The organism is Actinokineospora sp. UTMC 2448, assembly GCF_024760565.1.
In the GTDB taxonomy this organism is placed as follows: domain Bacteria; phylum Actinomycetota; class Actinomycetes; order Mycobacteriales; family Pseudonocardiaceae; genus Actinokineospora; species Actinokineospora fastidiosa.
The window spans coordinates 1624512-1650954 of record NZ_CP031087.1 but is presented as its reverse complement, the minus strand read 5'-3'; the positions used below and the strand labels follow the sequence as shown (position 1 = coordinate 1650954).

28 protein-coding genes and 1 pseudogene are annotated in these 26443 nt (G+C 72.5%); 10 read left to right on the top strand and 19 right to left on the bottom strand.

What is annotated here, in order from left to right:
- Positions 1 to 66 precede the first annotated feature (66 nt).
- Genes Actkin_RS07930 through Actkin_RS07920 form a run of 3 tightly spaced genes read right to left on the bottom strand, consistent with a single transcriptional unit; the run spans position 67 to position 3440 of the window.
- On the bottom strand, positions 67 to 255 hold the full coding sequence (locus tag Actkin_RS07930; RefSeq protein ID WP_258906530.1) for a hypothetical protein: 189 nt from the start codon (positions 253 to 255) through the stop codon (positions 67 to 69).
- 55 nt (positions 256 to 310) lie between these two features.
- Positions 311 to 2062 (bottom strand): D-alanyl-D-alanine carboxypeptidase family protein, encoded by a 1752-nt coding sequence (locus Actkin_RS07925; RefSeq protein WP_396122946.1) that lies wholly within the window; start codon positions 2060 to 2062, stop codon positions 311 to 313.
- A gap of 34 nt (positions 2063 to 2096) precedes the next feature.
- The gene (locus Actkin_RS07920) at positions 2097 to 3440 is read right to left on the bottom strand and encodes an NYN domain-containing protein (protein ID WP_189211947.1); all 1344 of its coding nucleotides are present in this window, start codon (positions 3438 to 3440) and stop codon (positions 2097 to 2099) included.
- Positions 3441 to 3523: 83 nt separating this feature from the next.
- Between Actkin_RS07920 and Actkin_RS07915 the strand changes: the two genes are divergently transcribed.
- The gene (locus Actkin_RS07915) at positions 3524 to 5227 is read left to right on the top strand and encodes a DEDD exonuclease domain-containing protein (protein WP_258906528.1); all 1704 of its coding nucleotides are present in this window, start codon (positions 3524 to 3526) and stop codon (positions 5225 to 5227) included.
- A gap of 7 nt (positions 5228 to 5234) precedes the next feature.
- Here the strand turns inward: Actkin_RS07915 and Actkin_RS07910 are convergent, their stop codons facing one another.
- Positions 5235 to 5513, bottom strand: coding sequence for an Lrp/AsnC family transcriptional regulator (locus Actkin_RS07910; RefSeq protein WP_258906527.1), 279 nt, complete (start codon positions 5511 to 5513; stop codon positions 5235 to 5237).
- 57 nt (positions 5514 to 5570) lie between these two features.
- Between Actkin_RS07910 and Actkin_RS07905 the strand changes: the two genes are divergently transcribed.
- A complete protein-coding gene (locus Actkin_RS07905; RefSeq protein WP_258906526.1) occupies positions 5571 to 5987 on the top strand; it encodes a YbaB/EbfC family nucleoid-associated protein in 417 nt (138 codons plus the stop codon).
- Positions 5988 to 6005: 18 nt separating this feature from the next.
- On the opposite strand, the gene Actkin_RS07900 is transcribed toward Actkin_RS07905, so the two are convergent.
- The 5 genes from Actkin_RS07900 to Actkin_RS07880 form a co-directional block, all read right to left on the bottom strand.
- Positions 6006 to 6857 carry a serine hydrolase gene (locus Actkin_RS07900; RefSeq protein WP_258907881.1) on the bottom strand — a complete coding sequence of 284 codons (852 nt, stop codon included), beginning with the start codon at positions 6855 to 6857 and terminating at the stop codon, positions 6006 to 6008.
- 63 nt (positions 6858 to 6920) lie between these two features.
- Entirely contained in the window at positions 6921 to 8603 is a 1683-nt protein-coding gene (locus Actkin_RS07895) for a cytochrome bc1 complex cytochrome b subunit (protein ID WP_309569124.1), read from the bottom strand.
- Positions 8600 to 9733, bottom strand: a complete 1134-nt coding sequence (locus Actkin_RS07890; RefSeq protein ID WP_189211952.1) for a cytochrome bc1 complex Rieske iron-sulfur subunit — start codon at positions 9731 to 9733, stop codon at positions 8600 to 8602. The genes Actkin_RS07895 and Actkin_RS07890 overlap by 4 nt, the downstream gene beginning before the upstream one ends.
- A complete protein-coding gene (locus Actkin_RS07885) occupies positions 9730 to 10527 on the bottom strand; it encodes a cytochrome bc1 complex diheme cytochrome c subunit (RefSeq protein WP_189211953.1) in 798 nt (265 codons plus the stop codon). The genes Actkin_RS07890 and Actkin_RS07885 overlap by 4 nt, the downstream gene beginning before the upstream one ends.
- A 55-nt stretch (positions 10528 to 10582) precedes the next feature.
- Positions 10583 to 11212: an aa3-type cytochrome oxidase subunit III gene (locus Actkin_RS07880; protein ID WP_189211954.1), complete on the bottom strand. Its 630-nt coding sequence runs from the start codon at positions 11210 to 11212 to the stop codon at positions 10583 to 10585.
- A gap of 208 nt (positions 11213 to 11420) precedes the next feature.
- On the opposite strand from Actkin_RS07880, the gene Actkin_RS07875 reads away from it, so the two are divergent.
- Together Actkin_RS07875 and trpD are read left to right on the top strand one after the other, a co-directional pair.
- Positions 11421 to 11831 (top strand): hypothetical protein, encoded by a 411-nt coding sequence (locus Actkin_RS07875; protein ID WP_189211955.1) that lies wholly within the window; start codon positions 11421 to 11423, stop codon positions 11829 to 11831.
- Positions 11828 to 12874: an anthranilate phosphoribosyltransferase gene (gene trpD / locus Actkin_RS07870; protein ID WP_258906525.1), complete on the top strand. Its 1047-nt coding sequence runs from the start codon at positions 11828 to 11830 to the stop codon at positions 12872 to 12874. The genes Actkin_RS07875 and trpD overlap by 4 nt, the downstream gene beginning before the upstream one ends.
- A gap of 436 nt (positions 12875 to 13310) precedes the next feature.
- On the opposite strand, the gene Actkin_RS07865 is transcribed toward trpD, so the two are convergent.
- The 4 genes from Actkin_RS07865 to Actkin_RS07850 form a co-directional block, all read right to left on the bottom strand.
- Positions 13311 to 14291 carry a 2-hydroxyacid dehydrogenase gene (locus tag Actkin_RS07865; protein ID WP_258906524.1) on the bottom strand — a complete coding sequence of 327 codons (981 nt, stop codon included), beginning with the start codon at positions 14289 to 14291 and terminating at the stop codon, positions 13311 to 13313.
- On the bottom strand, positions 14284 to 15456 hold the full coding sequence (locus Actkin_RS07860) for a pyridoxal phosphate-dependent aminotransferase (protein WP_229787078.1): 1173 nt from the start codon (positions 15454 to 15456) through the stop codon (positions 14284 to 14286). Before Actkin_RS07860 ends, Actkin_RS07865 begins: the two co-directional genes overlap by 8 nt.
- Before the next feature lie 246 nt (positions 15457 to 15702).
- Entirely contained in the window at positions 15703 to 16101 is a 399-nt protein-coding gene (locus Actkin_RS07855) for a cytochrome c oxidase subunit 4 (protein ID WP_189211958.1), read from the bottom strand.
- A 24-nt stretch (positions 16102 to 16125) separates the two neighbouring features.
- Positions 16126 to 17097: an aa3-type cytochrome oxidase subunit II gene (locus tag Actkin_RS07850; protein ID WP_229787079.1), complete on the bottom strand. Its 972-nt coding sequence runs from the start codon at positions 17095 to 17097 to the stop codon at positions 16126 to 16128.
- A gap of 245 nt (positions 17098 to 17342) precedes the next feature.
- Here Actkin_RS07850 and asnB point away from each other — a divergent pair, with 245 nt between their 5' ends.
- Positions 17343 to 19271, top strand: a complete 1929-nt coding sequence (asnB, locus tag Actkin_RS07845; protein WP_258906523.1) for an asparagine synthase (glutamine-hydrolyzing) — start codon at positions 17343 to 17345, stop codon at positions 19269 to 19271.
- A gap of 94 nt (positions 19272 to 19365) precedes the next feature.
- Here asnB and Actkin_RS07840 read toward each other — a convergent pair whose 3' ends face one another.
- Entirely contained in the window at positions 19366 to 19614 is a 249-nt protein-coding gene (locus Actkin_RS07840; RefSeq protein WP_189211961.1) for a helix-turn-helix domain-containing protein, read from the bottom strand.
- Positions 19615 to 19670: 56 nt separating this feature from the next.
- Here Actkin_RS07840 and map point away from each other — a divergent pair, with 56 nt between their 5' ends.
- Positions 19671 to 20435, top strand: a complete 765-nt coding sequence (map, locus tag Actkin_RS07835; protein ID WP_258906522.1) for a type I methionyl aminopeptidase — start codon at positions 19671 to 19673, stop codon at positions 20433 to 20435.
- Here map and Actkin_RS07830 read toward each other — a convergent pair.
- Together Actkin_RS07830 and Actkin_RS07825 are read right to left on the bottom strand one after the other, a co-directional pair.
- Positions 20324 to 21190, bottom strand: coding sequence for an NsdA family TPR-like regulatory protein (locus tag Actkin_RS07830; RefSeq protein ID WP_258906521.1), 867 nt, complete (start codon positions 21188 to 21190; stop codon positions 20324 to 20326). The genes map and Actkin_RS07830 overlap by 112 nt on opposite strands.
- On the bottom strand, positions 21191 to 22126 hold the full coding sequence (locus Actkin_RS07825; RefSeq protein ID WP_189212463.1) for a carbohydrate kinase family protein: 936 nt from the start codon (positions 22124 to 22126) through the stop codon (positions 21191 to 21193).
- Positions 22127 to 22297: 171 nt separating this feature from the next.
- Here Actkin_RS07825 and Actkin_RS07820 point away from each other — a divergent pair, with 171 nt between their 5' ends.
- A complete protein-coding gene (locus Actkin_RS07820) occupies positions 22298 to 22465 on the top strand; it encodes a hypothetical protein (RefSeq protein ID WP_189211964.1) in 168 nt (55 codons plus the stop codon).
- Positions 22466 to 22514: 49 nt separating this feature from the next.
- Here Actkin_RS07820 and Actkin_RS07815 read toward each other — a convergent pair whose 3' ends face one another.
- The 3 genes and pseudogenes from Actkin_RS07815 to Actkin_RS07805 all read right to left on the bottom strand — a co-directional run.
- A complete protein-coding gene (locus tag Actkin_RS07815) occupies positions 22515 to 22877 on the bottom strand; it encodes a HesB/IscA family protein (protein WP_189211965.1) in 363 nt (120 codons plus the stop codon).
- A 108-nt stretch (positions 22878 to 22985) separates the two neighbouring features.
- A complete protein-coding gene (locus Actkin_RS07810) occupies positions 22986 to 23660 on the bottom strand; it encodes a glycerate kinase (RefSeq protein WP_258906520.1) in 675 nt (224 codons plus the stop codon).
- Between the two features lie 127 nt (positions 23661 to 23787).
- Positions 23788 to 24096, bottom strand: a pseudogene (locus Actkin_RS07805) (glycerate kinase); the annotation flags it as partial.
- Positions 24097 to 24129: 33 nt separating this feature from the next.
- On the opposite strand from Actkin_RS07805, the gene Actkin_RS07800 reads away from it, so the two are divergent.
- The 3 genes from Actkin_RS07800 (at position 24130) to Actkin_RS07790 (ending at position 26406) form a co-directional block, all read left to right on the top strand.
- On the top strand, positions 24130 to 24780 hold the full coding sequence (locus Actkin_RS07800; protein ID WP_189211967.1) for a DUF3043 domain-containing protein: 651 nt from the start codon (positions 24130 to 24132) through the stop codon (positions 24778 to 24780).
- A gap of 51 nt (positions 24781 to 24831) precedes the next feature.
- Positions 24832 to 25821, top strand: a complete 990-nt coding sequence (locus Actkin_RS07795; protein ID WP_189211968.1) for an aldo/keto reductase family protein — start codon at positions 24832 to 24834, stop codon at positions 25819 to 25821.
- Between the two features lie 96 nt (positions 25822 to 25917).
- A complete protein-coding gene (locus Actkin_RS07790) occupies positions 25918 to 26406 on the top strand; it encodes a MarR family winged helix-turn-helix transcriptional regulator (RefSeq protein ID WP_258906519.1) in 489 nt (162 codons plus the stop codon).
- Positions 26407 to 26443: the final 37 nt, after the last annotated feature.

Genomic DNA, 26443 nt, shown 5'->3' with positions numbered 1-26443 from the left:
TGAACCGCTCACCGATCGACCACGACCGCTCGGCGCGGCGTGGAATTCACCCGGGCGTGTCGGGATTCAGGCGGACTTCTCCACCAGCGCCAGCCGCAGCCGGGGGATCATGCCCGCGGCCGCCAACGCCGCGATCGCCGCGCGCTCGACCTGATCGAATTCGACGCTGGGCGGAACGCCCAGCAACACGCTGACCACGCAGTCGCCGCACGCGTCCTCGACGCGGGCGACGCACCGATCACAGTCGATGATCACGATTACACCCCTTTCCCGCTCGTCGAAGATCACGCTAGAGCGGACCACCGACAATTCAGCCGGTGTATTCCCAGTGCCAGGGCTCCTCGCGGCCGCCGCCCGGCCGCGCCCACGCCGGATTCGACCAGCCGAAGCGGGGGCCGTTGGCGGCGAGCCAGCGGTATTCCGGCGAGGTGAAGGACTGGATTCCGCCGCAGAGATCGACCGCGAGTCCCCAGCCGTGATTACTGGTCCCCGGCACGGCGGCGAGCGCGGGTTTCTCGCCGTAGAGACGCACTTGCGCGGCAAAAGTGCGATAGGAGTCGGTGATGCACAGCGGCCTGCCGAAGGCGGCGGAGAACGCCTCGGCCATGGCCCGGTAGGACATCGCCGCGTCGCACCGCAACGCGTGCGCGCCCACCCCGATCCGACACAGCGCGGCGGGCGGGATCAGCCCGTTCGGGTAGCCGCCCCACGCGCCAGCGGCCTCCCCCGGACCGCGCGGCGGGAGCTGGACGCTGCCGCAGCGCCAGGCGAGCCCGCCGGGCTCGGCCGAGGGCACCGGCCGGGCCGGACGCGGCCCGAGCGCGGGCCGGGCCACGCCCACGACGGTGTCAGGGCCGGGCAGGTCGGTGACCACGACCCCGGCGAGGCGCGCGTCCGCGGCGAGCATCGTGCGCCCGTCCAGCACGACGCCGACGGACTGAACGCCGAGCCGGGTCGGCCCGATGAACACGACGTCGCCGGGCTGGGCGTCGGCGGCGGGCACCGGGGCGAGGGTGGCGAACTGCTCGCCGATCGCCGAGGGCACCGACCCGAACGCCGCCTTGACGAGCCCGTCGCAGGAGTAGGCGACCGGCCCCTCCCCCTTGGCGGGCACGTACGGCTTGCCGAGCGCGCCGATCGCGGTGTCCACGGCGGCGATCGTCTCCGCGGGCAGCACGAGCAGCCGCTCACCGCCGGTCAGCACCGTCTCCGCGACTCCCGCCTGCGGTCCGTCCCGACCCGGCAGCGCGCGCAGGCCGGGCGGCAGCCGGGCGGGGTCGCGCAGCGCGGCGGCGGGCGGCGGCGTGATGCCCGCCTCGGCGAGCCGGGCGGTGTAGGCGCGCCAGTTCGCCGCGGTGCGCTCGTTGCGCTCCCGCTGCGCGCGCTGCGCGGCGACCACGGCGGCGTCGGTCTCGGCGATGCGCCCGCGCATCTCGCTCGACACCGCGGCCGCCCGGTTCGTGGCGTCGGCCGTGCGGCGGTCCAGGTCGGCCTTGCGCTGGGCGGCGGTGTCCTGGGCGTCGGCCGCGGCGCGCTCGGCGGCGGCCGCCGCCTCCTGGCGGTCGAGCGCCGCGGTGAGCGTGGCGTCGGTGTCCGCGCGCATCCGCTCGACCATGGCGCTGCCCTGCAGGAAGTCGGCGGGCCCGTCGACGGTCAGCAGCACGTGCAGCCCGCCGGGGCGCGCCTGCGTGGCCAGCAGGGCGGCGGCGAACTCGTCGACCTCGGCCTGCCGGGCGGCCACGACCTCGTCGGCCGCGGCGCGCTCGGCGCGGGCGGCGTCGGCGGCCCGCGTCGCCGTGCCCAGCTCGACCGCGGCCGCCTCGACCAGCCCGGACAGGTCGGCGAGCTCGCGCTGCACGTCCGTCGCGGTGCGTTGGAGGGCGGCCACTGCCGGATCGGCGAACGCCTCGCCCGGGCGCGGGTCGGGCACCGGCGCGCCCGGCCCGGTCCCGGCCTCCGGCCGCGGCGGCTCGCTCTGCTGCGCGGCCGCCACCGGCTGCATCAGCAACGACGACACCGCGACCAGCGCGGCCAGCACCCGGAACAGCATCGACCTGGACAACGACATCGACCTGGACAACGACGGGGTCCGCCGCTCAGATGCGGCCGAGCCGGGCCAGCAGCACCGCGGACGGCACCGGATGGGCGCCGCGCCTGCGCACCGAGTCCGCCACCGCGCGGTCGGACGTGGCGACCACGACCGGGCGGCCCTCCGGCTCCGCGGTGACCAGCGCGCGGATCACGTCGTCGGCGAGCACGCCGGGATCGCTGAACAGCACCCGCACGCCCCGGGGCGCCGCGACCGGGACGGCGACCACGCCCGCGCCGTCGAAGACCAGCGTCACCTCGGCGGACGTGCGCGCGGCCAGCGCGGCGAGCTGGCGCACGAGCCGGTCGCGCTGGTCGGCGAGGGACAGCTCGGGATAGCCGGTCTTGGTGACGTTGTAGCCGTCGACGACCAGGTGCACCGACGGCAGCGCCAGCAGCCGGTCCAGCGCGGCCGGGTCCTCCACCCGCCCGGCGACGCCCTGCGCCGCCGTCGCGCCGCGCACGAGGTCGGCCGGGCGCGGGCCGCCGCCGCCCAGGGCCAGCTCGCGGCGCAGGCCGGTGACGGCCCCGTCGAGGGTGTCGACCAGCAGCGCCAGCCGCACCTCGTCGGCCTGGCGGGCCTCGCGCGCGGACTGCCGGGCGATCTCGGCGTCGGCCTCGGCGCGCTCGGCGCGGGCCCGCTCGTGCTCGACCCGCTCGCGCTCGCGGTCGCGCTGCTCGACCACGGCGGCCAGCTCGGCATCGACCCGGGCGCGCAGCCGCGCCATCTCGGCATCGGCGGCCGCGGCGGCGTCCTTGGCCTCGCGCAGCTTGACGCCCTGCTCGCGCAGGCGCTTGCGCAGCCGCTCCAGCTCGGCCTCGCTCTCGGCCCTGACCCGGTCGGCCGCCCCGGCCGAGTCGTCGAGCAGCGCCTGCACGCGGGCCAGCTCGGCCTCGGCCTTGCGCAGCTTCGCCACGGCCGCGTCGCGCTCGGTGCGCAGGGCGGAGTCGGTGACGCGGCGGCCGATCAGCTCGACGTAGTGCACCGCGGAGTCCTCGCCGAGCAGCACGGCCGCCGCCGCCGCGGCCACCGGGTCGGCGCCGCCGACGTCGAGCGCGGCGGGCCGGTGCTCCCTGGCCCAGTTGACCACCGCCGTGCGGAAGGCGGGCAGGTCGCGCAGGGCGGCGATGAGCGCGCCCGCGCCCAACCGGGCCCGCTTGGCGGGCGCGAACCGGGCCACCGCGCGCAGCGACTGCGGGACGTCCACGGCGGGCAGCGCGCCGACCGCCTCCGCGGCGATCTCGGCCAGCCTGCCCCTGACCGGCTCCGGCAGCCCGGTCCAGTCCACAGTGGAGCCGCGGACCCCGGCGTCGGGGTCCGCGCTGGCCTGCGGGTCGGCGGGCGGAGCCATTTCTCCAGATTAGTCTGGGCCGGTAACGACGCAGTGTGCGCACCATGCCGTTTCTGTCAGTGCCGTGATCTAGCTTCGAGCCGATGACTGGGCAGCTGACCTTCGACGAGCTGGGCACGCCGCTGCGCGAGACCACGTTCGTGGTGTTCGACCTGGAGACCACCGGCGGCAGCCACGAGACCGACGCCATCACCGAGTTCGGCGCGGTCAAGGTCCGCGGCGGCGAGGTGCTCGGCGAGTTCGCCACCCTGGTCGACCCCGAGCGCGGCATCCCGCCGGAGGTCGTCGCGCTGACCGGCATCACCGAGGTCATGGTCTCCGCGGCGCCCCGGCTCGACACGGTGCTGCCCGCGTTCCTGGAGTTCGCCGCCGGGTCGGTCCTGGTCGCGCACAACGCGGGGTTCGACGTGGGCTTCGTCAAGGCCGCGTGCGCCCGCCTCGGCTACCCGTGGCCCAAGCCGACCGTGGTGTGCACGGTGAAGCTCGGCAGGCGGGTGCTGAGCCGGGAGGAGGCGCCGAGCTGCAGGCTGTCCGCCCTGGCCACGCTGTTCCGGGCCGAGACCGTCCCGATCCACCGCGCCCTCGCCGACGCGCGCGCGACCGTCGACGTCCTGCACGGCCTGCTGGAGCGGGTCGGGTCGCTGGGCGTGCAGTCGCTGGAGGAGCTGCTGGGCTACCTGCCGGAGGTCACCGACGCCCAGCGCCGCAAGCGCACGCTGGCCGAGGACCTGCCGCACGAGCCCGGCGTGTACCTGTTCCGCGGTCCCTCGGAGGAGGTGCTGTACGTCGGCACAGCCGTCGACCTGCGCCGCCGGGTCCGGCAGTACTTCACCGCGGGCGAGACGCGCCGCCGCCTGCGCGAGATGGTGGCCCTCGCGGTCCGGGTGGACCACGTGACGTGCGCGCACTCGCTGGAGGCCGAGGTGCGCGAGCTGCGGCTGATCTCCGCGCACAAGCCCGCGTACAACCGCCGCTCCAAGAACCCCCACAACGGCTGGTGGGTCGCGCTGACCGACGAGCCGTTCCCCCGGCTGTCCCTGGTCCGCGGGCCCCGGGACGGCGCGCTGGGGCCCCTGCGCAGCCGCGCGCTGGCCGAGGACGCCATGCACGCCCTGCAGCAGGCCACCGGCATCCGCCCCTGCACGGTCCGCATCCCGGCCCGCTCCCCCTCGGCGACCCCGTGCGCGCTGGCCGAGCTCGGCCGCTGCGGCGCGCCCTGCTCAGGCGCGCAGACCGCCGCCCAGTACGCCCCGGCCGTCGCGGGCGTCACCGGCCTGGTCGCGGGCGCGCTCACCGACCCGCTGCGGCTGCTGGAGACCCGCCTGCTCGACCTCTCGGCCGCCCAGCGCTACGAGGAGGCGCGCACCGACCGCGACCGCATGAGCACCCTCATCCGCGCCCTGGACCGCGGCCAGCGCCTCGCGGCCCTGGCGCGGATCGCCGAGCTGGTCGCCGCCCGCCCGGACGGCGCGGGCGGCTGGGAGTTCGCGGTCGTCCGCCACGGCCGACTGGCCTCAGCGGGCGTCGCCCAGCGCGGGGTTCCGCCGATGCCCGTGGTCGAGCAGCTGGTGGCCAGCGCCGAGACGGTCTTCACCGGCGACGGCCCCCTGCACGGCGCGCCCCCCGAGGAGGTCGCGGTGATCCTGCGCTGGCTGGACCGCCCGGGCACCCGCCTGGTCCGCACGTCCACCCCGTGGTCGGAACCCGCCCACGCCGCCGCGAGCTGGCGGCACTGGCTGGAACGCGCCGACCACGCCCGCTCCCGGCTCGGCCACTGGGGGAAGTGAGCGGCGGCTAGTCGTCGCCGATGGCGAAGGCGGCCTCGGTGTCGCGGCTGGAGTACGAGCGGAAGGCGATGTGGGTGTCGGTGTCGAGCACGCCCTGCACCCGCCCGATCCGGCCCGGCACCAGCTCGGCCAGGGTCTCGTGGTCGCTGACGCGGACCATGGCGATCAGGTCGACGTCGCCTGCGCAGGAGTAGACCTCGGTCACCCCGTCGATGTCGGCGATCGCCTGGGCCGTCTCGGGGATGCGGTCCGTGGCGGCGTAGATGAGCACGATCGCCGTGATCATGGGCTCGGTCCTCCAAAGTCTCGGTCCGACAACCCTAAACCCCGCTACCCTGTGCGCGTGCAGACCCCGGACGAGTGGCTCGCCGACTTCGAGCGCAAGGTCGCCGACCTCCAGCAGAAGGCCACCGAGTTCAAGCGGGACCTGGAGTCCGCGGGCAGCACGCAGACCTCCGAGGACCGCACCGTCACCGTCACCGTCGCCCCCAACGGCGCGCTGCTGGACCTGCGGCTCGACGACGCCGCGACCGCCAAGCCCGCCGCCGAGCTGGCCGCGGAGATCCTGCGCACCGCGCGCAAGGCCCGCCAGGCCGCCGCGACGACCGTCGCCGAGGCCTTCGTCCCGCTGGGCGGGGACCGCGCCATCGTGCAGCGCGTGGACGACGAGCCCGAGGAGAAGCCGCCCGCCGCCCCGAAGGCGCCGGAGTCCGAGGACTACAGCGAGACCACCCGCGTCTTCGACGAGGACAAGTGGTGATCGGCGACCGGCGGTGAGCTAGAACCGACCGGCGAACAGCAGCCGCGCCACCTCGGACGTCGTCTCCCGGCCCTCGTCGTAGGCGCCCTCGCCGCGCAGGTCGTTGAGGATCACGACGGTGTAGCGCTCGGCGGGCCCGACGAAGCCGATGCTGTTCATCACCCAGCCGGTGTCCTCCTCGGCCCAGCCGTTCTTGGCCCCCGGCCGCGCGCCCGGGCCCGCGGCCCACACGCCCCACTGCTGGTTGGGCGCCACCGTCCGCATCCGGTCGACCAGGTACGCCCGGTCCTCCGCCGCCAGCCCGCCCAGGACGTGCGCCAGCAGCCGGTCGAGGTCGTCGGCGGTGCACTTCTGGAAGCCCCAGTACGGGAACACCCGCCCGTACCCCGGCTGCGGCCGCAGCGTCGCCAGCCCCAGGCCGGGGAAGTGGGCGTTGAACAGCCTGTGGTCGTCCCCGGAGTACCGCATCCACAGGTCGGTGGCGGCCTTGTCGTCGGAGTCGAACAGCATGGCGTCCATGTCGGCCCGGTCGGCGGCGGTGAGCTCGATCTCCCCGGACCGGTGCCGGACCAGCAGGTCGGCCGCCATCGCCAGCTTGATCGTCGACGCCGTCCAGACCATGTCGCCCGCGTGCTCGTTGCGCCACACGACGTCCCGCTCGCGGTCGCGCACCACCAGCGCCGTCGCGCCCGGCCGGTCGGCGGCGTAGCGCCTGGCCTGGTCGAAGCGCCGCTGGAAGTCGCAGTCGAACCCCGACTCGGGGTACGGACAGGCCTCTGCGCTCTGCACTGCGGGAGCCTCCACAGGGGTCGACGGGGTGGTTCCACAGGCGGTCAGCAGCACCAGCGCCGCCGCCCAGGCCCGTCTCATCACGCCGGACACGCTATCGCGGCGAGGGGCGGCACCCGGGTCGGGTGCCGCCCCTCGTGGCGATCAGAGTTCCTTGCTCGGGTCCCTGGTCGGCGCGGTGTGCCTACCGGTCTCCGTCTGGCCTGCCTCCAGCTCACCGGAGGCGCCGTGGCCCAGCTGGGCCGCGCGGGCCCTGGCCAGGGCCGCGGTCTCCTCCGGCGGGTCCGGGGTGAGCCACGAGCCCTGCACCGGCTCGCCAGCCGAGCCCAGCTTGTTCATCTTCTTGGGCACCGGGGCGCCCTGGTACTCCAGCGGGATCGGGTGGCCGTGGTCGTCCACCGGGCCGAGCGGCTGGTGCACCTCGATGAACTCGCCGTGCGGGAGGCGCTTGATGATGCCGGTCTCCACGCCGTGCTCCAGCACCTCGCGGTCCGAGCGCTGCAGGCCCAGGCAGATGCGGTAGGTGATGTAGTACGCCAGCGGCGGCAGCACCAGCAGGCCGATGCGGCCCATCCAGGTGGTCGCGTTCAGCGAGATGAAGAACTTCTCCGCCAGCACGTCGTTGGCCGCCGACAGCAGCGACACCATGAAGTAGGTGATCGCCATGACGCCGAGGCTCGTGCGGACGGGGACGTCACGCGGGCGCTGCAGCAGGTTGTGGTGCGCGTAGTCCTTGGTGAACCTGCGCTCGATCCACGGGTAGACCGCCGCGACACCGGTCAGCAGGGGCAGGCCCAGCATGAACGGGAAGAACGACGCCGGGATCGTGTAGTTCCCGAGGTAGACCTCCCACGCTGGCCAGAGCCGGATGAGGCCGTCCGTCCAGCCCATGTACCAGTCGGGCACGGTGCCAGCGGAGATGTGCGCGGCGTTGAACGGGCCGAAGTTCCAGATGGGGTTGATCTGGAACAGCCCGCCCAGCAGCGCGCAGACCGCGACGACGACGGCGAAGAAGCCGCCAGCCTTGACCGCGAACACCGGCATGATCCGCACGCCGACGACGTTGGTCTCCTTGCGGCCCACGCCCGGGAACTGCGTGTGCTTCTGGTACCAGACCAGCGCCAGGTGCACACCGATCAGCGCCAGGATGATGCCCGGCAGCAGCAGGATGTGCAGCGTGTAGAGGCGCGGGACGATCTCGGTGCCCGGGAACTCCGAGCCGAACAGCAGCCAGTGCGTCCAGGTGCCGATGACCGGGATCGTCAGGATCAGGCCGGACATGATCCGCAGACCGGCGCCGGAGAGCAGGTCGTCGGGCAGCGAGTAGCCGGAGAAGCCCTCCAGCGCGCCGAGCATGAACAGCAGGACGCCGATGACCCAGTTGACCTCGCGCGGGCGCCGGAACGCGCCGGTGAAGAACACCCGGAACATGTGCGTGACCAGCGCGGCCATGAACAGCAGCGCCGACCAGTGGTGCATCTGGCGGGCGAACAGGCCGCCGCGCACCTCGAAGGTGATCTGCAGCGCGGACTCGTACGCCCGCGACATCTCCAGGCCGCGCAGCGGGACGAACTCGCCCTGGTAGACGACCTCGACCATGGACGGGTCGAAGAACAGCGCCAGGTAGGTGCCCGTCAGCAGCAGCACGATGAAGCTGTAGAGCGCGATCTCGCCGAGCAGGAAGGACCAGTGCGTCGGGAAGACCTTGTTCATCTGGCGGCGCAGGCCGCCCGCCATGTGGTACCGGTCGTCGGCCCACTTGGCTGCCCCGCCCGCGGCGCGGGCGGCCATCGACCGGGGCTTCGTGGGAGTTGTGATCGCACTCATGACTTCCGCTCCCAGAACGCGGGCCCGATGGGCTCGATGAAATCGCTCTTGGCGTAAAGGTAGCCCGTCTCCTCATCGAGGGCGATGGGCAGCTGCGCCAGCTTGCGGGTGGCCGGGCCGAAGATCGGCTTGGCGTACTGCAGCGCGTCGAACTGCGACTGGTGGCACGGGCACAGGATGCGGTTGGTGCGCTGCTCGTAGAGCGACGTCGGGCATCCCAGGTGGCTGCAGATCTTCGAGTAGGCGTAGAAGTCGCCGTAGTTGAAGTCTTCCTGGCCCTTGTGCTTGACCACCTTGGCGGCGTCCTCGGGCCGCAGGCGGATCAGCATGACCGGGTTGTCCGAGCGCTTGAGCGCCATGGACAGCGCGTGGTGGTCGTCGCGCTCGGACTCGCGGAACGGGAAGACCGTCTCCATCGCGCCCGCGTCGAGGTCACCGGGCTGCACCAGGACGACCTCGTGCGGGTTGCCGGTGGCGCGGCGCAGGTAGACCCGCTCGCCGTTGGTCTCCTGCCAGCCGGTGTGCCACAGCGACTCCTTGCCGTCGCTGTCGGCCCACGGGTCGCGGACCAGGCCGCCGATGGCGAACACGCCGAGGCCGAGGCCCATGACCCCGGCGCCTGCGCCGAGCGTCGCCTTGATCATCGGGCGGCGGGTGATGGTGCTGCGGTTCCCGGCGTCGGCCAGCTCGGCCACGATCGTGGCCTTGTCCAGCTCGGACGAGCCGCCGTCGTGGCGCTGCTGCACCGCGAGCTCGTGCGGGATGAACTTCTTGGTGTACATCAGCACGCCCACGCCGATGCCCAGGATGCACAGGCCCAGGGTGGCGCCCAGCATCGGCGTGTAGAGCAGGTACATCGTGTGGCCGGGCTCGTTGTACGCGGCGTACTCGGCGGGCCAGAAGAGGTACACGGCGACGAAGGCCAGGCCCGCGAGCGCGGCGATGCCGAACCAGAGCGCGACCAGCCGCTCGGCCCGCTTCTCCGCGCGGGTGCCCTTGACCGGCCACGGGTCCGGGTACTCGACGAGCTCGACGCCGTCGAGCTTGGCGCCGAGGCGGACCAGGTCGTCGCGGGACATCTCGGCGAGGTCGGCCTCGGAAGGCAGCTCGTCGGGGTTCTTGGCGCTCATGCTTTCGCCCCAATCCACAGGGTGATGCCCACCAGCGCGGCGATGCCCACGATGAACGCGATCAGACCCTCGGACTGGGGGCCAAGACCGCCGAGCGCGTTGCCGCCGGGGTTGTTGTTGCCGTCGGTGACCGACTTGACGAAGGCGATGATGTCCTTCTTCTCCTCGGGCGAGAGCTGCCGGTCGGAGAACTTGGGCATGTTCTGCGGGCCGGTCAGCATGGCCGCGTAGATCTGCTCCTCGGTGACGCCGTCCAGCGTCGGGGCGTACTTGCCCGAGGACAGCGCGCCGCCGCGGCCGGTGAAGTTGTGACAGGAGGCGCAGTTCAGCCGGAACAGGTCGCCGCCGCGCGCGGGGTTGTCGCCGACCAGCTGGGCGCCGACGCCCTCGGGCATGACGACCCCGCCGCCCTTGGACTGCACGAACGCCATCAGCGCGTCGATCTCGTCCGGCGACAGCTTCGGGGGCTTGCGCTCGGCCTGGGCCTCCTGGCGCACCATCGGCATGCGGCCGGTGGAGGTCTGGAAGTACACCGCCGCCTCGCCGATGCCGATCAGCGCGGGACCGCGGTCCTCGACGCCCTCGAGGTTCGCGCCGTGGCAGGAGATGCAGGTGCGGTTGTAGATCAGCTCGCCCTTGCGCAGCAGCGCGGGGTCCGCCTGCGCCTGCGCGACCGGGGGCTCGGGCGCCAGCGCGGTGTAGAGCAGCCCGACCGACAACAGGGCGAAGGACAGGGCGAGGAAGCCCGCCACCCGCCTGTGCAGCTTCGTCCGGCTGCGGAGTTTGTTGATCATTTAGCGGCAACCCTTGCTGTCAGTTCGGCGAAGCTGTGGTGGGAGCGCGGGGTCATCACGGCACCAGGTAGATGACCGCGAACAGACCGATCCAGACGATGTCGACGAAGTGCCAGTAGTACGACACGACGATCGCCGAGGTGGCCTGCGCGGGGGTGAACTTGCTCAGCCGCGTGCGGATGAGCAGGTACACGAACGCGACGAGCCCGCCGATCACGTGCAGACCGTGGAAGCCGGTGGTCAGGTAGAAGACCGTGCCGTAGGCCCCGGACGGGATCGTCACGCCCTCCTGCACCAGCTGCACGTACTCGTACGCCTGCCCGCCGACGAAGATCGCCCCCATGACCAGCGTCAGGATGTACCACCGGCGCAGGCCGAACACGTCGCCCCGCTCGGCGGCGAACACGCCGAGCTGGCAGGTGAACGACGACGCGACCAGGATGATCGTGAACGGCAGCGCGTACGGCAGGTTCAGGTGGATCGGCTCGCCGGTCGACTCCAGGATCGGCGGCCACACACCGCTGGTGTTCTGCGCCTTGACCGTGAAGAACATCGCGAACAGTCCGGCGAAGAACATCAGCTCGCTCGACAGCCACACGATGGTGCCGACGCTGACCATGTTTGGCCGGTTCAGCGAGTGGATGCGCTGTCCGATGGAGGGGGCTGCTGCTGTCACGCGACGCATTATGTCCTGCGGGTAGGTACTGCGCCCGGTCGGGTCGTGCGTGCATCCGGTCACACTGCTGTTGATCACCTAATGGGTGCCGAACTGGGGATTCCCGACCGCTTGGCCGAGTGGTTAATAAGCACGGAATGAGGGGCGGGAGGGCTTGGTTCGGGTCATGGTGAGCCCGATAACATCGGCACGCCCGACCTGCCAAGTGGAGGACGCCATGACCGCGCAGCCCCTGAAGATCCTGGTGTTCAGCCACCGTCCCGAGGTGCGCGAGACGATCGTCACAGCCGTCGGGCGCCGTCCGGCCGCCGACATCGGCCGGGTGGTGTACGTCGAGGTCGGCACGGTCGCCGAGGTCCTGATGGCGATGGACTCCGGCGAGATCGACCTGGCCATCCTCGACGGGGAGGCCCAGCCCACCGGCGGCATCGGCCTGTCCCGCCAGCTCAAGAACGAGATCACCGACTGCCCGCCGATCGTCATCGCGGTGCGCCGCAAGGACGACCGCTGGCTGGCCACCTGGTCGCAGGCCGACGCGGTCGTGGTGCACCCGCTCGACCCGCTGACCGCCGCCGAGACCGTCGCCGACGTCCTGCGCACCAAGCGCCTGCCCGCCCTGCGGGGGTGAGCTCGGTGACCAGGACCTGGCCCGGCCTGCTCGGCCGCCTGATCGACCGGGAGGACCTCGCCGCCGAGGACACGACCTGGGCGATGGACCAGATCATGTCCGGGGAGGCCACCCCCTCGCAGATCGCGGGCTTCGCCGTGGCGCTGCGCGCCAAGGGCGAGACGCCCGCCGAGATCGCGGGCATGGCCGAGGGCATGCTCGCCCACGCGCGCCGGGTGGAGGACGTGCCCGACGCCGTCGACGTGGTCGGCACGGGTGGCGATCAAGCCCACACTGTGAACATCTCCACGATGAGCGCCCTGGTCACGGCCGCCGCCGGGGTCCCGGTGGTCAAGCACGGCAACCGGGCGGCGTCGTCCAAGTGCGGCACAGCGGACGTCCTGGAGACGCTGGGCGTGGCGATCGAGCTGAGCCCGGCCGCGGTGTCGGAATGCGTGCGCGAGGTCGGCATCGGCTTCTGCTTCGCCGCCGCCTTCCACCCCGCCCTGCGCTTCGCCGGTCCGACCCGGGCCCAGCTGGGCATCCCCACGGCGTTCAACATCCTGGGCCCGCTGACCAACCCAGCCCAGCCCCGCGCGGGCCTCATCGGCTGCGCCAACGCCCGCCTGGCCCCCGTCATCGCGGGCGTCTTCGCCGGGCGCGGCGCGAGCGTGCTCGTGGTCCGCGGCGACGACAACCTCGACGAGATCACCACCACGACCACCACGAAGGTGTGGGCCGTCTCGGGCGGGACGGTCCGCGAGGACGTCATCGACCCGGCCCGCCTGGCCATCACCCCGGCCGCGCCGGAGGACCTGCGCGGCGGCGACGCGGAGTTCAACGCCGCGGTCGTCCGCGACCTGGTGGCGGGCAAGCCGGGCCCGGTGCGCGAGGCCGTGGTGCTCAACGCCGCGGGCGCCATCGCGGCGTTCACCGGCCTGTCGGACGACCTGCACGCGGACCTCGAGGCAGCGCACGGGCGCGCGGCCGAGGCCATCGACACCGGCGCGGCCGCTGCCCTCCTGGACCGCTGGATCAGCGTGTCCCGGCGGTTGGCGGCGTAGACGACTGGGTGGCGTCCGATGGGGTGTCCACCCCACCGGACGCCACCGGACGCCGCCCGCCGGTCAGCGGGCTCACGTGACCGCTGTCGGCTGATCTGTCGATGACCGGTGTCTGATAGGGGCTGACTGTCGGGATCAGCCTGCTGGTGGCCAGCAGGCCGGCAGCGGTAGCCAGCACGATCGGCGGTCCGCGGTCACCTCCTGGGGAACCTCACCAACAGCGCCACCAGCCGCCGCGGCGACGACCGGACAGGTCAGTCAGCCTGGGGTTCTGCCACCAGGCAATCGACCCGGTGTCGCAGCCGTGGCCGCCCAGCGCGCATCGCCAGCATCCGGGCGTGCATGTCTGCCAAGCACCGCCGCGCGCCCGCTGAGCCATCCGGCGGGCGTCCGGCCGGGGCAGGCCGTGCGGGCCCGGCCCCGGGCCGGTCGCCGGTCAGCCGGTGAAGGCCTCCGGGTTGAGCAGGTTGCGCGGCCGGGCGCCTGCCAGTCCTGCTGCCAGGTTCTGCACGGCCAGCAGGCCCATCGCCTCGCGGGTGCCCACGGTCGCGCTGCCCAGGTGCGGCAGGAGCGTGACCGAGTCCAGGTCGAGCAGTTCGGCCTCGACCTCGGGCTCCCGCTCGAACACGTCGAGCCCGGCGGCGAAGATCTCCCCCGCCCGCAGCGCCTGGGCCAGCGCGAGCTCGTCCACGACCGGACCCCGCGAGGTGTTCACCAGCACCGCGGAGGACTTCATGCGGGCGAACGCCTCGGCCCCGAAGAGGTGGCGGGTGTCGGGCGTGAGCGGGCAGTGCACCGAGACGACGTCGGACTCGGCGAGCAGGTCGTCGAACGACCGCCAGGTGGCGCCCAGGGGCTCGGCGACCTCCGGCGGCAGCGGGCGCGAGTTGTGATAGACGACTCGCATCCCGAACCCCAGCGCCCGCCGCGCGGTCGCCTGGCCGATCCGGCCGCAGCCGACGATGCCCAGGACGCGCCCGTGCAGGTCGTGCCCGAGCATCATGCGCGGGTCCCAGATCCACGGCGTCTTGGCGCGCAGGAACCGGTCGCCCTCGGCCACCCGCCGCACGCAGGCCAGGATCAGCGCCCAGGCCAGGTCGGCGGTGGCCTCGGTCAGCACGTCCGGCGTGTTCGTCACCAGCACGCCCCGCCGGGTGCACTCGGCGATGTCGATGTTGTCGACGCCGACCGCGTGGTTCGCGACGATCCGCAGGCCAGGACCCGCGGCGTCCAGCAGCTCGGCGTCGATCCGCTCGGTGAGCACGGTCAGCAGGCCCCGCACACCGGCGACCCGGGTCAGCAGCTCCGCGCGCGGCATCGCCGTCGGCGGGCCGGTGTAGACCTCGACGGTCCCCAGGCCGTCGAGCGCGGCCATCGCCGCGTCCACCATCCGGCGCGTCACCAGCACGTCAGGCACGGGTCACCTCCGCGGCCAGGTCGGCGAACGCGCCGAGCGCGGCCTTGATGTTGTCGGTCGAGTTGGCGTAGGAGAACCGAAGATAGCCCTTGCCGTACTCGCCGAACGCCGTCCCGGGCAGCACCGCGACCCCGGCCTCGTTCAGCAGCCGGTCCGCCAGCTCGCCCTCCGGCAGCCCCAGCCCGGTGACGTTGGGGAACGCGTAGAACGCCCCGCCCGGCCGCACGCACGACACGCCGGGGATCGCGTTCAGCCCGTCCACCACGACCTCGGCCCGCTCAGCGAACGCCGCCCGCATGCGGTCGACGTCGTCGGTCGGGCCCGTCAGCGCCGCGATCGCCGCGTACTGGCTGAACGCCGAGGTGCACGACACCGAGTTGATGACCAGCCTGCTCACCGGCTCCACCAGCTCGGTCGGGAAGACGCCGTAGCCGAGCCGCCACCCGGTCATGGCGTAGGTCTTCGACCAGCCGTCGAGCAGGATCGTCCGCTCCGCCATGCCCGGCACGTCCAGCACGCTGTGGTGGTCGCCGCCGTAGCGCAGCGCCCAGTACACCTCGTCGGACAGCACCGTCAGGTCGTGCCGGATCGCGATCTCGGCGATGGCCTCCACCTGGGCCCGGTCCAGCGCGCTGCCGCACGGGTTGTGCGGCGAGTTCAGGATCAGCAGCTTGGTGCGCGGCGTGACCAGCGCGGCCAGCTCGTCCGGGTCGACGGTGAACCCGTTCGACTCGCGCAGCGGCACCGGCACCGGCCGCGCGCCCGCGAACGCGGCGATGGAGGCGTACATCGGGAAGCCCGGGTCCGGGTACAGCACCTCGTCGCCCTCCTCGCACAGCGCGAGGATCGCGAAGAACATGATCGGCTTGGCGCCCGGCGTCACGATCACCCGGTCCGGCGACGCGGTCATCCGCCCGTCGCGCTCCAGCGCGGCGCTGACGGCCGCGCGCAGCTCCGGGATGCCCGGCGCGGGCACGTAGTGGGTCATCCCCCGGTCCAGCGCCTCGCGCGCGGCCCGCGCGATGTGCGCGGGGGTGTCGAAGTCCGGTTCGCCGATCTCCAGGTGGATCACCGGCGCGCCGGTCGCCTCCAGCGCCCTGGCCTTGGCCAGCACCTCGAACGCGGACTCGGTGCCGAGGCGGTCCATGCGACTGGCGAGCTTCACGAGCGGCTCCCTCTTCGTCTGGCCGCGCGGGATCGCCGGGCGGCCGTGGTCCGGGTACCCGCGATCGTGCCGCTCCCGCGGTCGTCCCGGGGTCGGCCGGGAACACCGCCGCCGCGGACCGCGCGGGCACGGAAGTCCTTCCGCCCATCGAGCCTTGCACGAAAAGATCGCTGGTCAAAGCCGCGAATAAAGTGAAAAGACCGCCGCCTCGCAGTCGAGGCGGCGGTCTTCGTCGGAAGAATCGGGTCAGTCGTGGTCGGGCCGGGTGTGGTACTCGAACACCAGCCCGCCGACGGCCATCAGCACCAGGACGCCCGCGATCACCATCAGCCACACCTGCCAGAACGCCATGGCGAAGCCCATCAGCGCCGCGGAGGCGGCCAGGCCGACCGGCCAGTAGCTGCCCGGGCTGAAGAAGCCCAGCTCGCCCGCGCCGTCGCTGATCTCGGCGTCCGGGTTGTCCTCGGGGCGCTGCTTGAGCCGCCGGGCGATGAAGTGGAAGTACGAGCCGATGATCAGCGACAGACCACCGGTCAGGATCAGCGCGACCGTGCCGACCGGCTCCTGCGCCCACAGCCCGTAGACGATGGCCGAGAGGAAGAAGAAGCCCGTGGTGACGTCGAACAGCCTGGCTTCGACCTTCATAGCTGCAGTCCTTTGGGTGAGAGCTTAGGAACCCGACGCTTCACGCGCGGTGCGGTCGGTGTCGAACGGCTTGGTGGTCACCGCGTGCGGGGTGCACAGGTCGCCGCAGTCGATCTCGGCGAGCGCCTCGGCCGCGGTGTAGCCCTTGCCGGTGGCCGGGTTGACCGTGGTGCGCAGGTCCATGTACTGGTCGAAGATCTCGGGGGTGACGACGCGGACCTCGAAGTTCATCACCGCGTGGTAGGTGCCGCACAGCTCCGCGCAGCGGCCGACGAACGAGCCGGTCTGGTCGATCCGGTTCTGGAAGTCCCAGTCCTGGTTGTTCTTGTCCGGGTGCGGGAAGACGTCCCGCTTGAACAGGAAGTCCGGCACGAAGAACGAGTGGATGACGTCGGTGGAGCGCAGCCGGTACTCGATCACCCGGTCGTTGGGCAGCACCAGCAGCGGGATCTCGGCCGACGAGCCGATCGTGCGCACGGTGTCGTCGCCGGGAGCGGCGGGCTCCTGCTCGACGCCCGCGGTGTCCTTGTAGGAGACGTAGTCGAACTCCCAGTTCCACTGGAAGGCGACGACGTCGACCACCACGTCGGGGTCGTCGGTCTCGGCCTGGACGTAGTTCTGGGTGGTCGCGGTGAAGTAGAACAGCACCACCACGATGATCACCGGGAGACCGGTGTAGATGATCTCCAGGAAGTGGTTGTACTGGAACTGCTTCGGCAGCCTGTCCCCGCGCTTGCGGTGGGCGACCACCGGCCACAGGATCAGCGCCCAGGTGATGACGCCGATGATGAGCGCGGCGACGACCGACCATGTCCAGAACACGCGCATCGAGTCGGCCTGCGGCGTGATGCCCTCGGGCCAGCCGAAGCGCAGGACCTCGTTGGCCGAGCAGCCGGTGGCCAGGACAGCGACCACGGCGACCAGGCAGGCCAGCCTCGCCGCCCGTGCCGTGCGGTTCCCGGGCCGATCGGCCCCGGTGGCCTGGGGTGTGCCCACTGCGCGATCCTCCTCGACACGATGAATCCTCGCTTCCCGGCGCGCGGCGGAACACGGGCCTGGGAGCACCCGGAGCCTAGCCCAGCGACAGGGGCCACACCCGGGGAGGGTGATCGGAGCTACTTCCCAGTCTGGCCTGGTGACCTGGGCCACGCGCGGTGGGCGCGGGCGGTCGGCGGGCGGCCCGGGCGCGACCGGCATACTGGCCTCTCCCCCGCTGACACACGAGAGGTGCGCGAGTAGCCGTGTGCGGTCTCCTTGGCCTGATCTGTCCCTCCGACATGGACGCCGCAGCGGCCCGGTCGGCCGTCGGCGCGGCCATGCGGTGCCAGCGGCACCGGGGCCCGGACGAGAGCGGCACCTGGACCGGCGGTGAGGCCGTGTTCGGCTTCAACCGGCTGTCGATGATCGACATCGAGCACTCCCACCAGCCGCTGCTGTGGGGCCCGCCGGAGACGCCGCAGCGCTACACGCTGCTGTTCAACGGCGAGATCTACAACTACCTCGAGCTGCGCGCCGAGCTGACCGCCAAGTTCGGCGCGGTCTTCCACACCGACGGCGACTCCGAGACGATCGTCGCGGCCTACCACTACCTCGGCGAGGCCGCGGTGTCCCGGCTGCGCGGCATGTTCGCGTTCCTGATCTGGGACAACCACCGCCAGGTCCTCTTCGGCGCGCGCGACCCGTTCGGCATCAAGCCGCTGTTCTACGCCGTGGGCCCGGGTGGCGCGGCCTTCGCCAGCGAGAAGAAGTCCCTGCTGGAGCTGGCCCCCGTGCTGGGCGTCAAGCTGGAGATGGACAAGCGGGCCCTGCAGCACTACCTGACGCTGCAGTACGTACCCGAGCCCGCGACCCTGCACAGCGCGGTGCACCGCATCGAGTCGGGGACGTCGTTCACGCTCACGCCGGGTGAGGAGCCGAAGAAGCGCCGCTACTTCACCCCGCGCTTCGCCCCGCGCCCGGTCGGCGGCCCGGCCGACGCGGAGAAGCTGTACCAGCGCATCGCCGACGTGATGAGTGACTCGGTCCGCATGCACATGCGCGCGGACGTGACGGTCGGCTCGTTCCTCTCCGGCGGCATCGACTCCACCGCGATCGCCGCGCTGGCCAAGCAGCACAACCCGGACCTGATCACCTTCACCACCGGCTTCGAGCGCCGGGGCTACTCCGAGGTCGACGTGGCCGCCGAGTCCGCCGCGGCGCTCGGCGTCAAGCACGTGGTCCGCACGGTCTCCGCGCCGGAGATGATGGAGGCCCTGCCGCTGATCGTCTGGTACCTCGACGACCCGGTGGCCGACCCGGCGCTGGTGCCGCTGTGGTTCATCGCCCGGGAGGCCCGCAAGCACGTCAAGGTCGTGCTGTCCGGCGAGGGCGCCGACGAGCTGTTCGGCGGCTACACGATCTACCGCGAGCCGCTGTCGCTCGCCCCGTTCGAGCGGGTCCCCGGCTCGCTGCGCAAGCTGATGGGGAAGGTCTCGGCGAAGATCCCCGAGGGCACCCGGGGCAAGGACCTGCTGCGCCGCGGCTCGCTGTCGCTGGAGGACCGCTACTACGGCAACGCCCGCATCTTCCGCGACGACCAGCTCGCCCCGGTGCTGCGCACGTTCGACCCGGCGATCGGCCACCGCGACCTCACCGCGGGCCCGTACCGCGAGTCGGCGGGCTGGGACCCGGTGACCCGCATGCAGCACGTGGACCTCTACACGTGGCTGCGGGGCGACATCCTGGTCAAGGCCGACAAGATGACCATGGCCAACTCCCTGGAGCTGCGCGTCCCGTTCCTGGACCCGGAGGTCTTCGCCGTCGCCGCGCAGGTCCCGCTCGACCAGAAGATCACCCGCGAGACGACGAAGTTCGCCCTGCGCCAGGCCCTGCGCCGCGTGGTGCCCGCGCACGTGCTCAACCGCCGCAAGCTCGGCTTCCCCGTCCCGATCCGGCTGTGGCTGCGCGACGAGATGTACGACTGGGCGCGCACCATCATCCTGGACTCCGAGACCGACGCCCTGCTCGACAAGAACGCCGTCATGCGGCTGCTGGAGGAGCACCGCACGGGCAACCTCGACCACAGCCGCCGCATCTGGGCGCTGCTGGTCTTCATGCTCTGGCACGGCATCTTCATCGAGCGCCGCATCCGCCCGGTGGTGCCGGAGCCGCACTACCCGGTCAAGATCTGAGCCCGGCGCTAGCCCGAGAACAGGTCCGCCGTACGCGACTTCGGCGGTGTGCGTGCTTGAGCACGCATGCCGCCGACCTCGTGTCCCGAGGGAGCTACCCGGTCAGGATCTGATCGGCGACGAGGGCGTCGAGGGAGATGCCGAGGGCGCCCGCCAGGGCGGCCACGGTGAAGAACGCCGGGGTGGGGACGCGGCCGCTCTCGATCTTGCGGAGCGTCTCCACCGGCACCCTCGCCTCGGCGGCGACCTCGGTCATGCTGCGCGGGCCCCGGGCCTCGCGGAGCATGCGGCCGAGGCGTTCGCCGCGCTCGCGCTCTTGGGCCGTCAGCGGTGGTCGCACCATGACCGTCGATTGTACGGCCGGTTGACCGGGATAGGAATACCGGTATTGTTATCCCTATGATCGAGCTGAAGACCCCGGCGGAGATCTCCGCCATGCGCGCGGCGGGCGCGGTCGTGGCGGCAGCGCTGGCCGCTGTGCGCGCCGCCGCCACCGTGGGCACGACCCTGCTGGAACTCGACGACGTGGCCAGGGGCGTGCTGGCGGAGCACGGGGCGGGCTCGTCGTTCCTGGGCTACCGGCCGCAGTTCGCGCCGACGCCGTTCCCCGCGGTGCTGTGCACCTCGCTCAACGACGCCATCGTGCACGGCATCCCCGACAGGACCCGGCTGAGCGACGGCGACCTGCTCAGCATCGACTTCGGCGCGCACGTCGACGGCTGGCACGGCGACGCGGCGATGTCCTTCGTCGTCGGCACGCCCGACCCGACCGACACCGCCCTGGTCGAGGCGTCGGAGCGGGCGCTGGCCGCCGGGATCGCCGCGGCCGTGCCCGGCAACCGCATGGGCGACATCGCCCACGCCATCGGCGTCGTCGCCCGCGAGGCCGGCTACGGCATCCCGCCGGACTTCGGCGGCCACGGCATCGGCCGCGCCATGCACGAGTCCCCGTCCGTGCCCAACGAGGGCGACCCGGGACGCGGCATGCGGCTGCGGGAAGGGCTCGTGCTCGCGATCGAGCCGATGGTCCACAAAGGCGGGAGGGACCCGTACTACGTCGACGACGACGGCTGGACCCTGCGCACCCGCGACGGCAGCCGCGCCGCCCACTCCGAGCACACCGTCGCCATCACCGCAGACGGCCCGGTGATCCTCACCGCGTGAGCCCGGACGATCGCGTCCGTGCGGGTGGAGCCGACGGCGCGGTAGTACGGCAGCACCGCCGTCAGGGTGTCCTCCGCGTCCCGCCGCGCCCCGGCCCTGGCCTGGGCGCCGAGGAGCGCGGCGAGGTGCAGGTAGCGGCGGCGCACCTGGTCGGCGGGCACCAGCTCGGCGGCGGCGTGGAACAGGTCGGCCGCGCGCGCCCAGTCGCCCGCGTGCCCGTGGACCATCGCCTCGTGCCAGGCCAGCTCGGGGTCGTCGATCCACCACGTCCACGCCGGGTCGTCGTCCCGGACGCCGTCGAGGTAGCGGGACCGCACCCGGGCGAACAGCCGGGGCGCGTCCCGGTCGCCCGCCAGCGCCCGCGCGCGGGCCTCGCGGAGGCGGAACAACGCCTCCAGCCGCGGTGAGAGCGGGCCGGAGAGCACCTGTCCGATGATGTCCAGCCCCGCGCGCGGCCTGCCGACATACCCGGCGTGCAGGGCCATGTTCTGCAGGGTGAGCAGTTCGACGGCGCGGTCACCTGCCCGCCGCGACAGCCGCAGCGCCGCCCGGTTGACCCGCTCGGCCAGCCGGTGCCTGCCCGCGTCGAACAGCAGCCACCCGGTCACCTCGCCCAGCTCGCCCGCCGCAGCCATGGCGTCGCGGCCGTGGACGGGGGCGGACCGGAACGCGCGCAGCGCCCGGGCGGCGGTGCGGTCGCCCCCGACTCGGGCGTCGAGGGCGACCAGCGCGCGGATGGTCTCGCGGACCTCCACCTAGCCCGGCAGGATCGGCGCGATCTCGTCGGCCGCGTCCTGGCCGTACGCGCCCGCGATGCGGGTCAGCGCGGTGGCCTTGTCGAAGGTCCACTCCTGGGTGCCGACGGTCTCCAGCACCAGCACGGCGATCAGCGAGCCCAGCTGCGCGGACCGCTCCAGGCCGAGGCCCTGAGTGACACCGGCGATGAAGCCCGCGCGGAAGCCGTCGCCGACGCCCGTCGGGTCGGCCTTGGCCGTCTCCGGGACCGCGCCGACGTGGATGCTGGTGCCGTCGGCGGAGACGATCTCCACGCCCTTCTCGCCCAGCGTCGTGATCCGCAGGCCGACCCGGGACATGACGTCGGACTCGGTCCAGCCGGTCTTCTGGCGCAGCAGCTCCCACTCGTAGTCGTTGCTGAACAGGTAGTCGGCGCCGTCGACGAACGAGCGGATCGCGGCGCCGTCCATGCGGGCCATCTGCTGCGAGGGGTCCACCGCGAAGCGGTAGCCGCGCTGGCGGCACTCCTCGGCGTGGCGGACCATGCCCTCCGGGTCGTCCGGGCTGATCAGCACCAGGTCGAGCCCGCCTGCGTGGTCGGCGACCGGGGCCAGCTCGATGTTGCGCGACTCGGCCATCGCGCCGGCGTAGAACGAGGCGATCTGGCACATGTCGTCGTCGGTGGTGCAGACGAAGCGCGCGGTGTGGGCGACCTCGGAGACGTGCACGCCCGCGCAGTCGACGCCGTGGCGCTCCAGCCAGGCGCGGTAGTCGGCGAAGTCGGCGCCCACCGCCCCGACCAGCACCGGCGCGCACCCGAGCACGCCCATGCCGAAGGCGATGTTGGCGCCGATCCCGCCACGGCGGACCACGAGGTCGTCGACCAGGAAGCTCAGCGACACCCGGTGCAGCTGCTCGGCGACCAACTGGTCGGCGAACCTGCCGGGGAAGTGCATGAGGTGGTCGGTTGCGATGCTTCCGCTGACGGCAACGGGCACGAGGCGCTCCCTGTCTCGGGCTGGTCGTCTGCTGGGGCGACCACCCGCCGGGGTGGCCTTCGATCACTGTTCGACACTACCGGGGCGTACGCCTATCACCAGCCGTGCGAACGTGCTTAGTGTGCCGGAATGAGCACTCTGGAACCGGAGAACATCGGCGAGTTGATCGCCGACTGCGCGGCCATCCCCGCAGCCCTCACCGAGGCAGGCGTCGCCGAGGCGGCCGGGCCGCACGCGCCGTGGGCGGTCGACGAGCGGTGCGCGGCCCAGGTCGAGGGCATGGAGTCCTACATCTGAGCACGCGAGAAGGGCCGTGACGCGGCGTCACGGCCCTTGTCGGTCGGGGTCAGTTGAAGGAGTCCCCGCAGGCGCAGGAGCCGGTGGCCTGCGGGTTGTCGATCGTGAAGCCCTGCTTCTCGATCGTGTCGACGAAGTCGATGACCGCGCCCTGGACGTACGGCGCGCTCATGCGGTCGACGGCCACCTTCAGGCCGCCGAAGTCCTTCATCAGGTCGCCGTCCAGCGTGCGCTCGTCGAAGAAGAGCTGGTAGCGCAGACCCGCGCACCCGCCGGGCTGCACCGCGATGCGCAGGTGCATGTCGTCGCGGCCCTCCTGGTCGAGCAGGGCCTTGGCCTTGGTGGCGGCGGCGTCGGTCAGCTCGACACCGTGGGTGGCGTCCTCGGTGCTGTTCTGCTGAGCGGTCGTCATCGTTCTCCCTCGGACAGGTCCGGTACACCCGTCTTAACAGCGTACGCGCAGGCTTTGTTCCCCATGGTGACACAGCCATGCGGCTGCCGGGCAAGTGCGCATCGCCACTCACCGCCACTGACGGGCGACGTGTTCGGCCAGGTCGGCGAGGGTTCCGGCGGGGTCGGCCATGGCGGCGGCCACGGATCCGGCGTGCTCGGCCACGGCGTGCACCTCGGAGATGCCCACGGCCGCGGCCCTGGTGCGGCCGACGCTGGCCTGACCGGCCAGGGCCAGGCACGGCACCCCGCGCTCGGCGGCGGCCTCGGCCACGCCGGTCACCAGCTTGCCGCGCAGGGACTGCCAGTCGAGGCTGCCCTCCCCGGTGATCACCAGCCCGGCCCCGGCCACGGCGGCGTCCAGGCCGGTCGCGCTGCGGACCAGCCCGGCGCCGGACGCGCGGGCCCCGCCGAGAGCCAGGATGGCCGCGCCGAGGCCGCCCGCGGCGCCCGCGCCGTCCTCGTCGGCGACCGGTTCGCGCCAGGCGGCCAGGACGTCAGCCCATCGGGCGAGGCCCGCCTCCAGCCGTTCGACCGCGGCTGGATCGGCGCCCTTCTGCGGCCCGAAGGTCGCGGCGGCGCCGTGCTGCCCGAGCAGGGGGTTGGTGACGTCCGTTGCGGCGATGATCTCGGGAAGGCCGTCCACGCCGCCGTCGATGCGCGCGCAGCGGGCCAGCGCGGTCCCGCCGGGGGGCAGCGGCGTGCCGTCCTCGGCGACGGCGACCGCGCCCAGGGCGGCCAGCATCCCCGCGCCGCCGTCGGTGGTGGCCGAGCCGCCCAGGCCGATGACCGCCCTCCGGTGGCGCGCGCGGCGCCAGCAACTCGCCGACGCCCCGGGTGGTCACGGTCTCGCAGACAAGCGGGCGCCGGTCCTTGGGCACCAGGTGCAGCCCGCACGCCTCGGCGGACTCGATGTAGGCGATGTCGTCGTGGCTCAGCCAGGTGGCGGTGACGGGTTCGCCCAGCGGCCCGGTGACGGTCTCGGTGCGCAGGGTCCCGCCGAGCGCGGTGTGCAGCACCTCGACGAACCCGGGGCCGCCGTCGGCCAGCGGGCGCAGGACCAGGTCGTGGTCGGGAGCGCCGCGGCGCCATCCGTCCGCGATCGCCGACGCGGCCTCGGCCGCGGTCAGCGTGCCGCCGAAGCAGTCGGGGGCTATGACGACTCGCACAAGCCGGAGCATAGCGATCAACGCGGTTGTCTTACCCTTGTCGTCGTGAGGTTCCTTCGCCGCAACTCGACGACCGACTCCGCCGACCAGGCCGAGGAGTCGGCCGTCACCGTCGGCGAGGACCCGTTGCCCAAGGGCTACACCCCCGGCAAGGGCCGCGCCACGCCCAAGCGCAACGAGACCGTGCGCAAGCGCGGCCCGGTCGCGCCCCCGCCGAAGACGACCCGCGAGGCCATCAAGCGCTCGCGCGGGTCGAAGGACCAGCGCAAGGAGCTGGCGGCCAAGCGCCGCGAGCAGCGCCTGCAGCAGCGCGAGCGCATGATGGCTGGCGACGACAAGTACCTGATGCCGCGCGACCGCGGCCCGGTCAAGGCCTACATCCGCGACCTCGTGGACTCCCGCCGCAACCTGCTGGGCCTGTTCATGCCGCTGGCGGTCGTGGTGTTCGTGGCGCTGCTGTTCCCGTCGCCGCTCGTGCAGTACTACGCGACCCTGGTCTGCCTGCTGATGCTCGTGGCGATGATCGGCGAGGCGATCCTGAACGGGCGGCGGGTCACCAAGCAGGTCCGGGCGAAGTTCCCCAAGGAGCACGTGCGCGGCTTCGGCGTCGGCTGGTACGCCTTCGTGCGCGCGACGCAGCTGCGCAGGCTCCGCGTCCCCAAGCCCCGGGTGCGCCCCGGTGACGCGGTGCGCTGACCGAACACCCTGGTCACCCTGTTCGTTAGCAGGACGAACTATGCTGGGCGCATGGAGTTTCGTCGCCTTGGCCGCAGCGGCCTGAACGTCAGTGAGATCTCGTACGGCAACTGGCTCACCCACGGCTCCCAGGTCGAGGAGGATGCCGCGCACGCCTGCGTGAAGGCGGCGCTGGACGCGGGCATCACGACCTTCGACACCGCCGACGTCTACGCCAACACCAAGGCCGAGGCCGTCCTCGGCCGGGCGCTGAAGGGGCAGCGCCGGGAGAGCCTGGAGATCTTCACCAAGGTCTTCTGGCCCACCGGCCCCGGCGGCCCGAACGACCGGGGGCTGGGCCGCAAGCACATCATGGAGTCCGCGCACGCCTCGCTGCGCAGGCTCGACACCGACTACGTCGACCTCTACCAGGCGCACCGGTTCGACCGGACCGTGCCGCTGGAGGAGACGATGCTCGCCTTCGCCGACCTCGTGCGGCAGGGCAAGGTCCTCTACGTCGGCGTCTCGGAGTGGAACGCCGAGCAGATCACCCGCGGCGCCGCGCTGGCCCGCGAGCTGAACGTGCCGCTGATCTCCAGCCAGCCGCAGTACTCGATGCTGTGGCGGGTCATCGAGTCCCAGGTCGTGCCCACCTGCGAGCGCGAGGGCATCTCGCAGATCGTCTGGTCGCCGATCGCCCAGGGCGTGCTGACGGGCAAGTACCAGCCGGGCGCCGAGCCGCCGGCGGGCTCCCGCGCCACCGACGAGGCTGGCGGCAAGAACATGATCTCCCGCTGGCTGCGCGACGACGTGCTGACCGCGGTGCAGAACCTGCGCCCGCTGGCCGACGAGGCCGGGCTGTCGCTGGCGCAGCTGGCCATCGCCTGGGTCCTGCAGAACCCGAACGTCGCCTCCGCCATCATCGGCGCGTCGCGGCCGGAGCAGGTCACCGAGAACGTCAAGGCCGCGGGCGTCAAGCTCGACGCCGACCTGATGGCCAAGATCGACGAGGTCCTCGCGGGCGTCGTCGAGACCGACCCGATGCTGACCGTCACGCCCTGACGCCGGACGCCGCGATGCCCGCCGGCCCTCTGGACGGCGGGGCATTTCGTTCTCTTGCGGATAATCCCGCGCTGGACCGGTAACTAGACTGGGGCCATGTCCGCACTGGCCCCCGCGCGCGCCGAATCCGACCTGTCCTTCCTCCTGGACCACACCGGGCACGTGCTGCGCACCCGGATGGCGGCGGCGCTCGCCGAGGTCGGCCTGACCGCCCGCATGCACTGCGTGCTGGTCCACGCCCTGGAGCAGGAGCGCACCCAGATCCAGCTGGCCGAGATCGGCGACATGGACAAGACGACGATGGTCGTCACCGTCGACGCGCTGGAGAAGGCGGGGCTGGCCGAGCGCAGGCCGTCGAGCACGGACCGGCGCGCGCGGATCATCGCGGTCACCGAGAAGGGCGCCGAGCTGGCCAAGCGGAGCCAGGCCATCGTCGACGGCGTGCACCGGGCCGCCCTGGAGTCGCTGCCCACCAAGGACCGCCAAGCCCTGCTGCACGCACTGAACCTGCTGGTCAGCGGACATCTGGCCAAGCCGGTCCCGGCTCCGGGCACGGCCCGGAGGGCGCGGGAGAGCACGAAGTAAGTCCGCGAGAGATTGTCTGCAACGGAACTATCCGCTA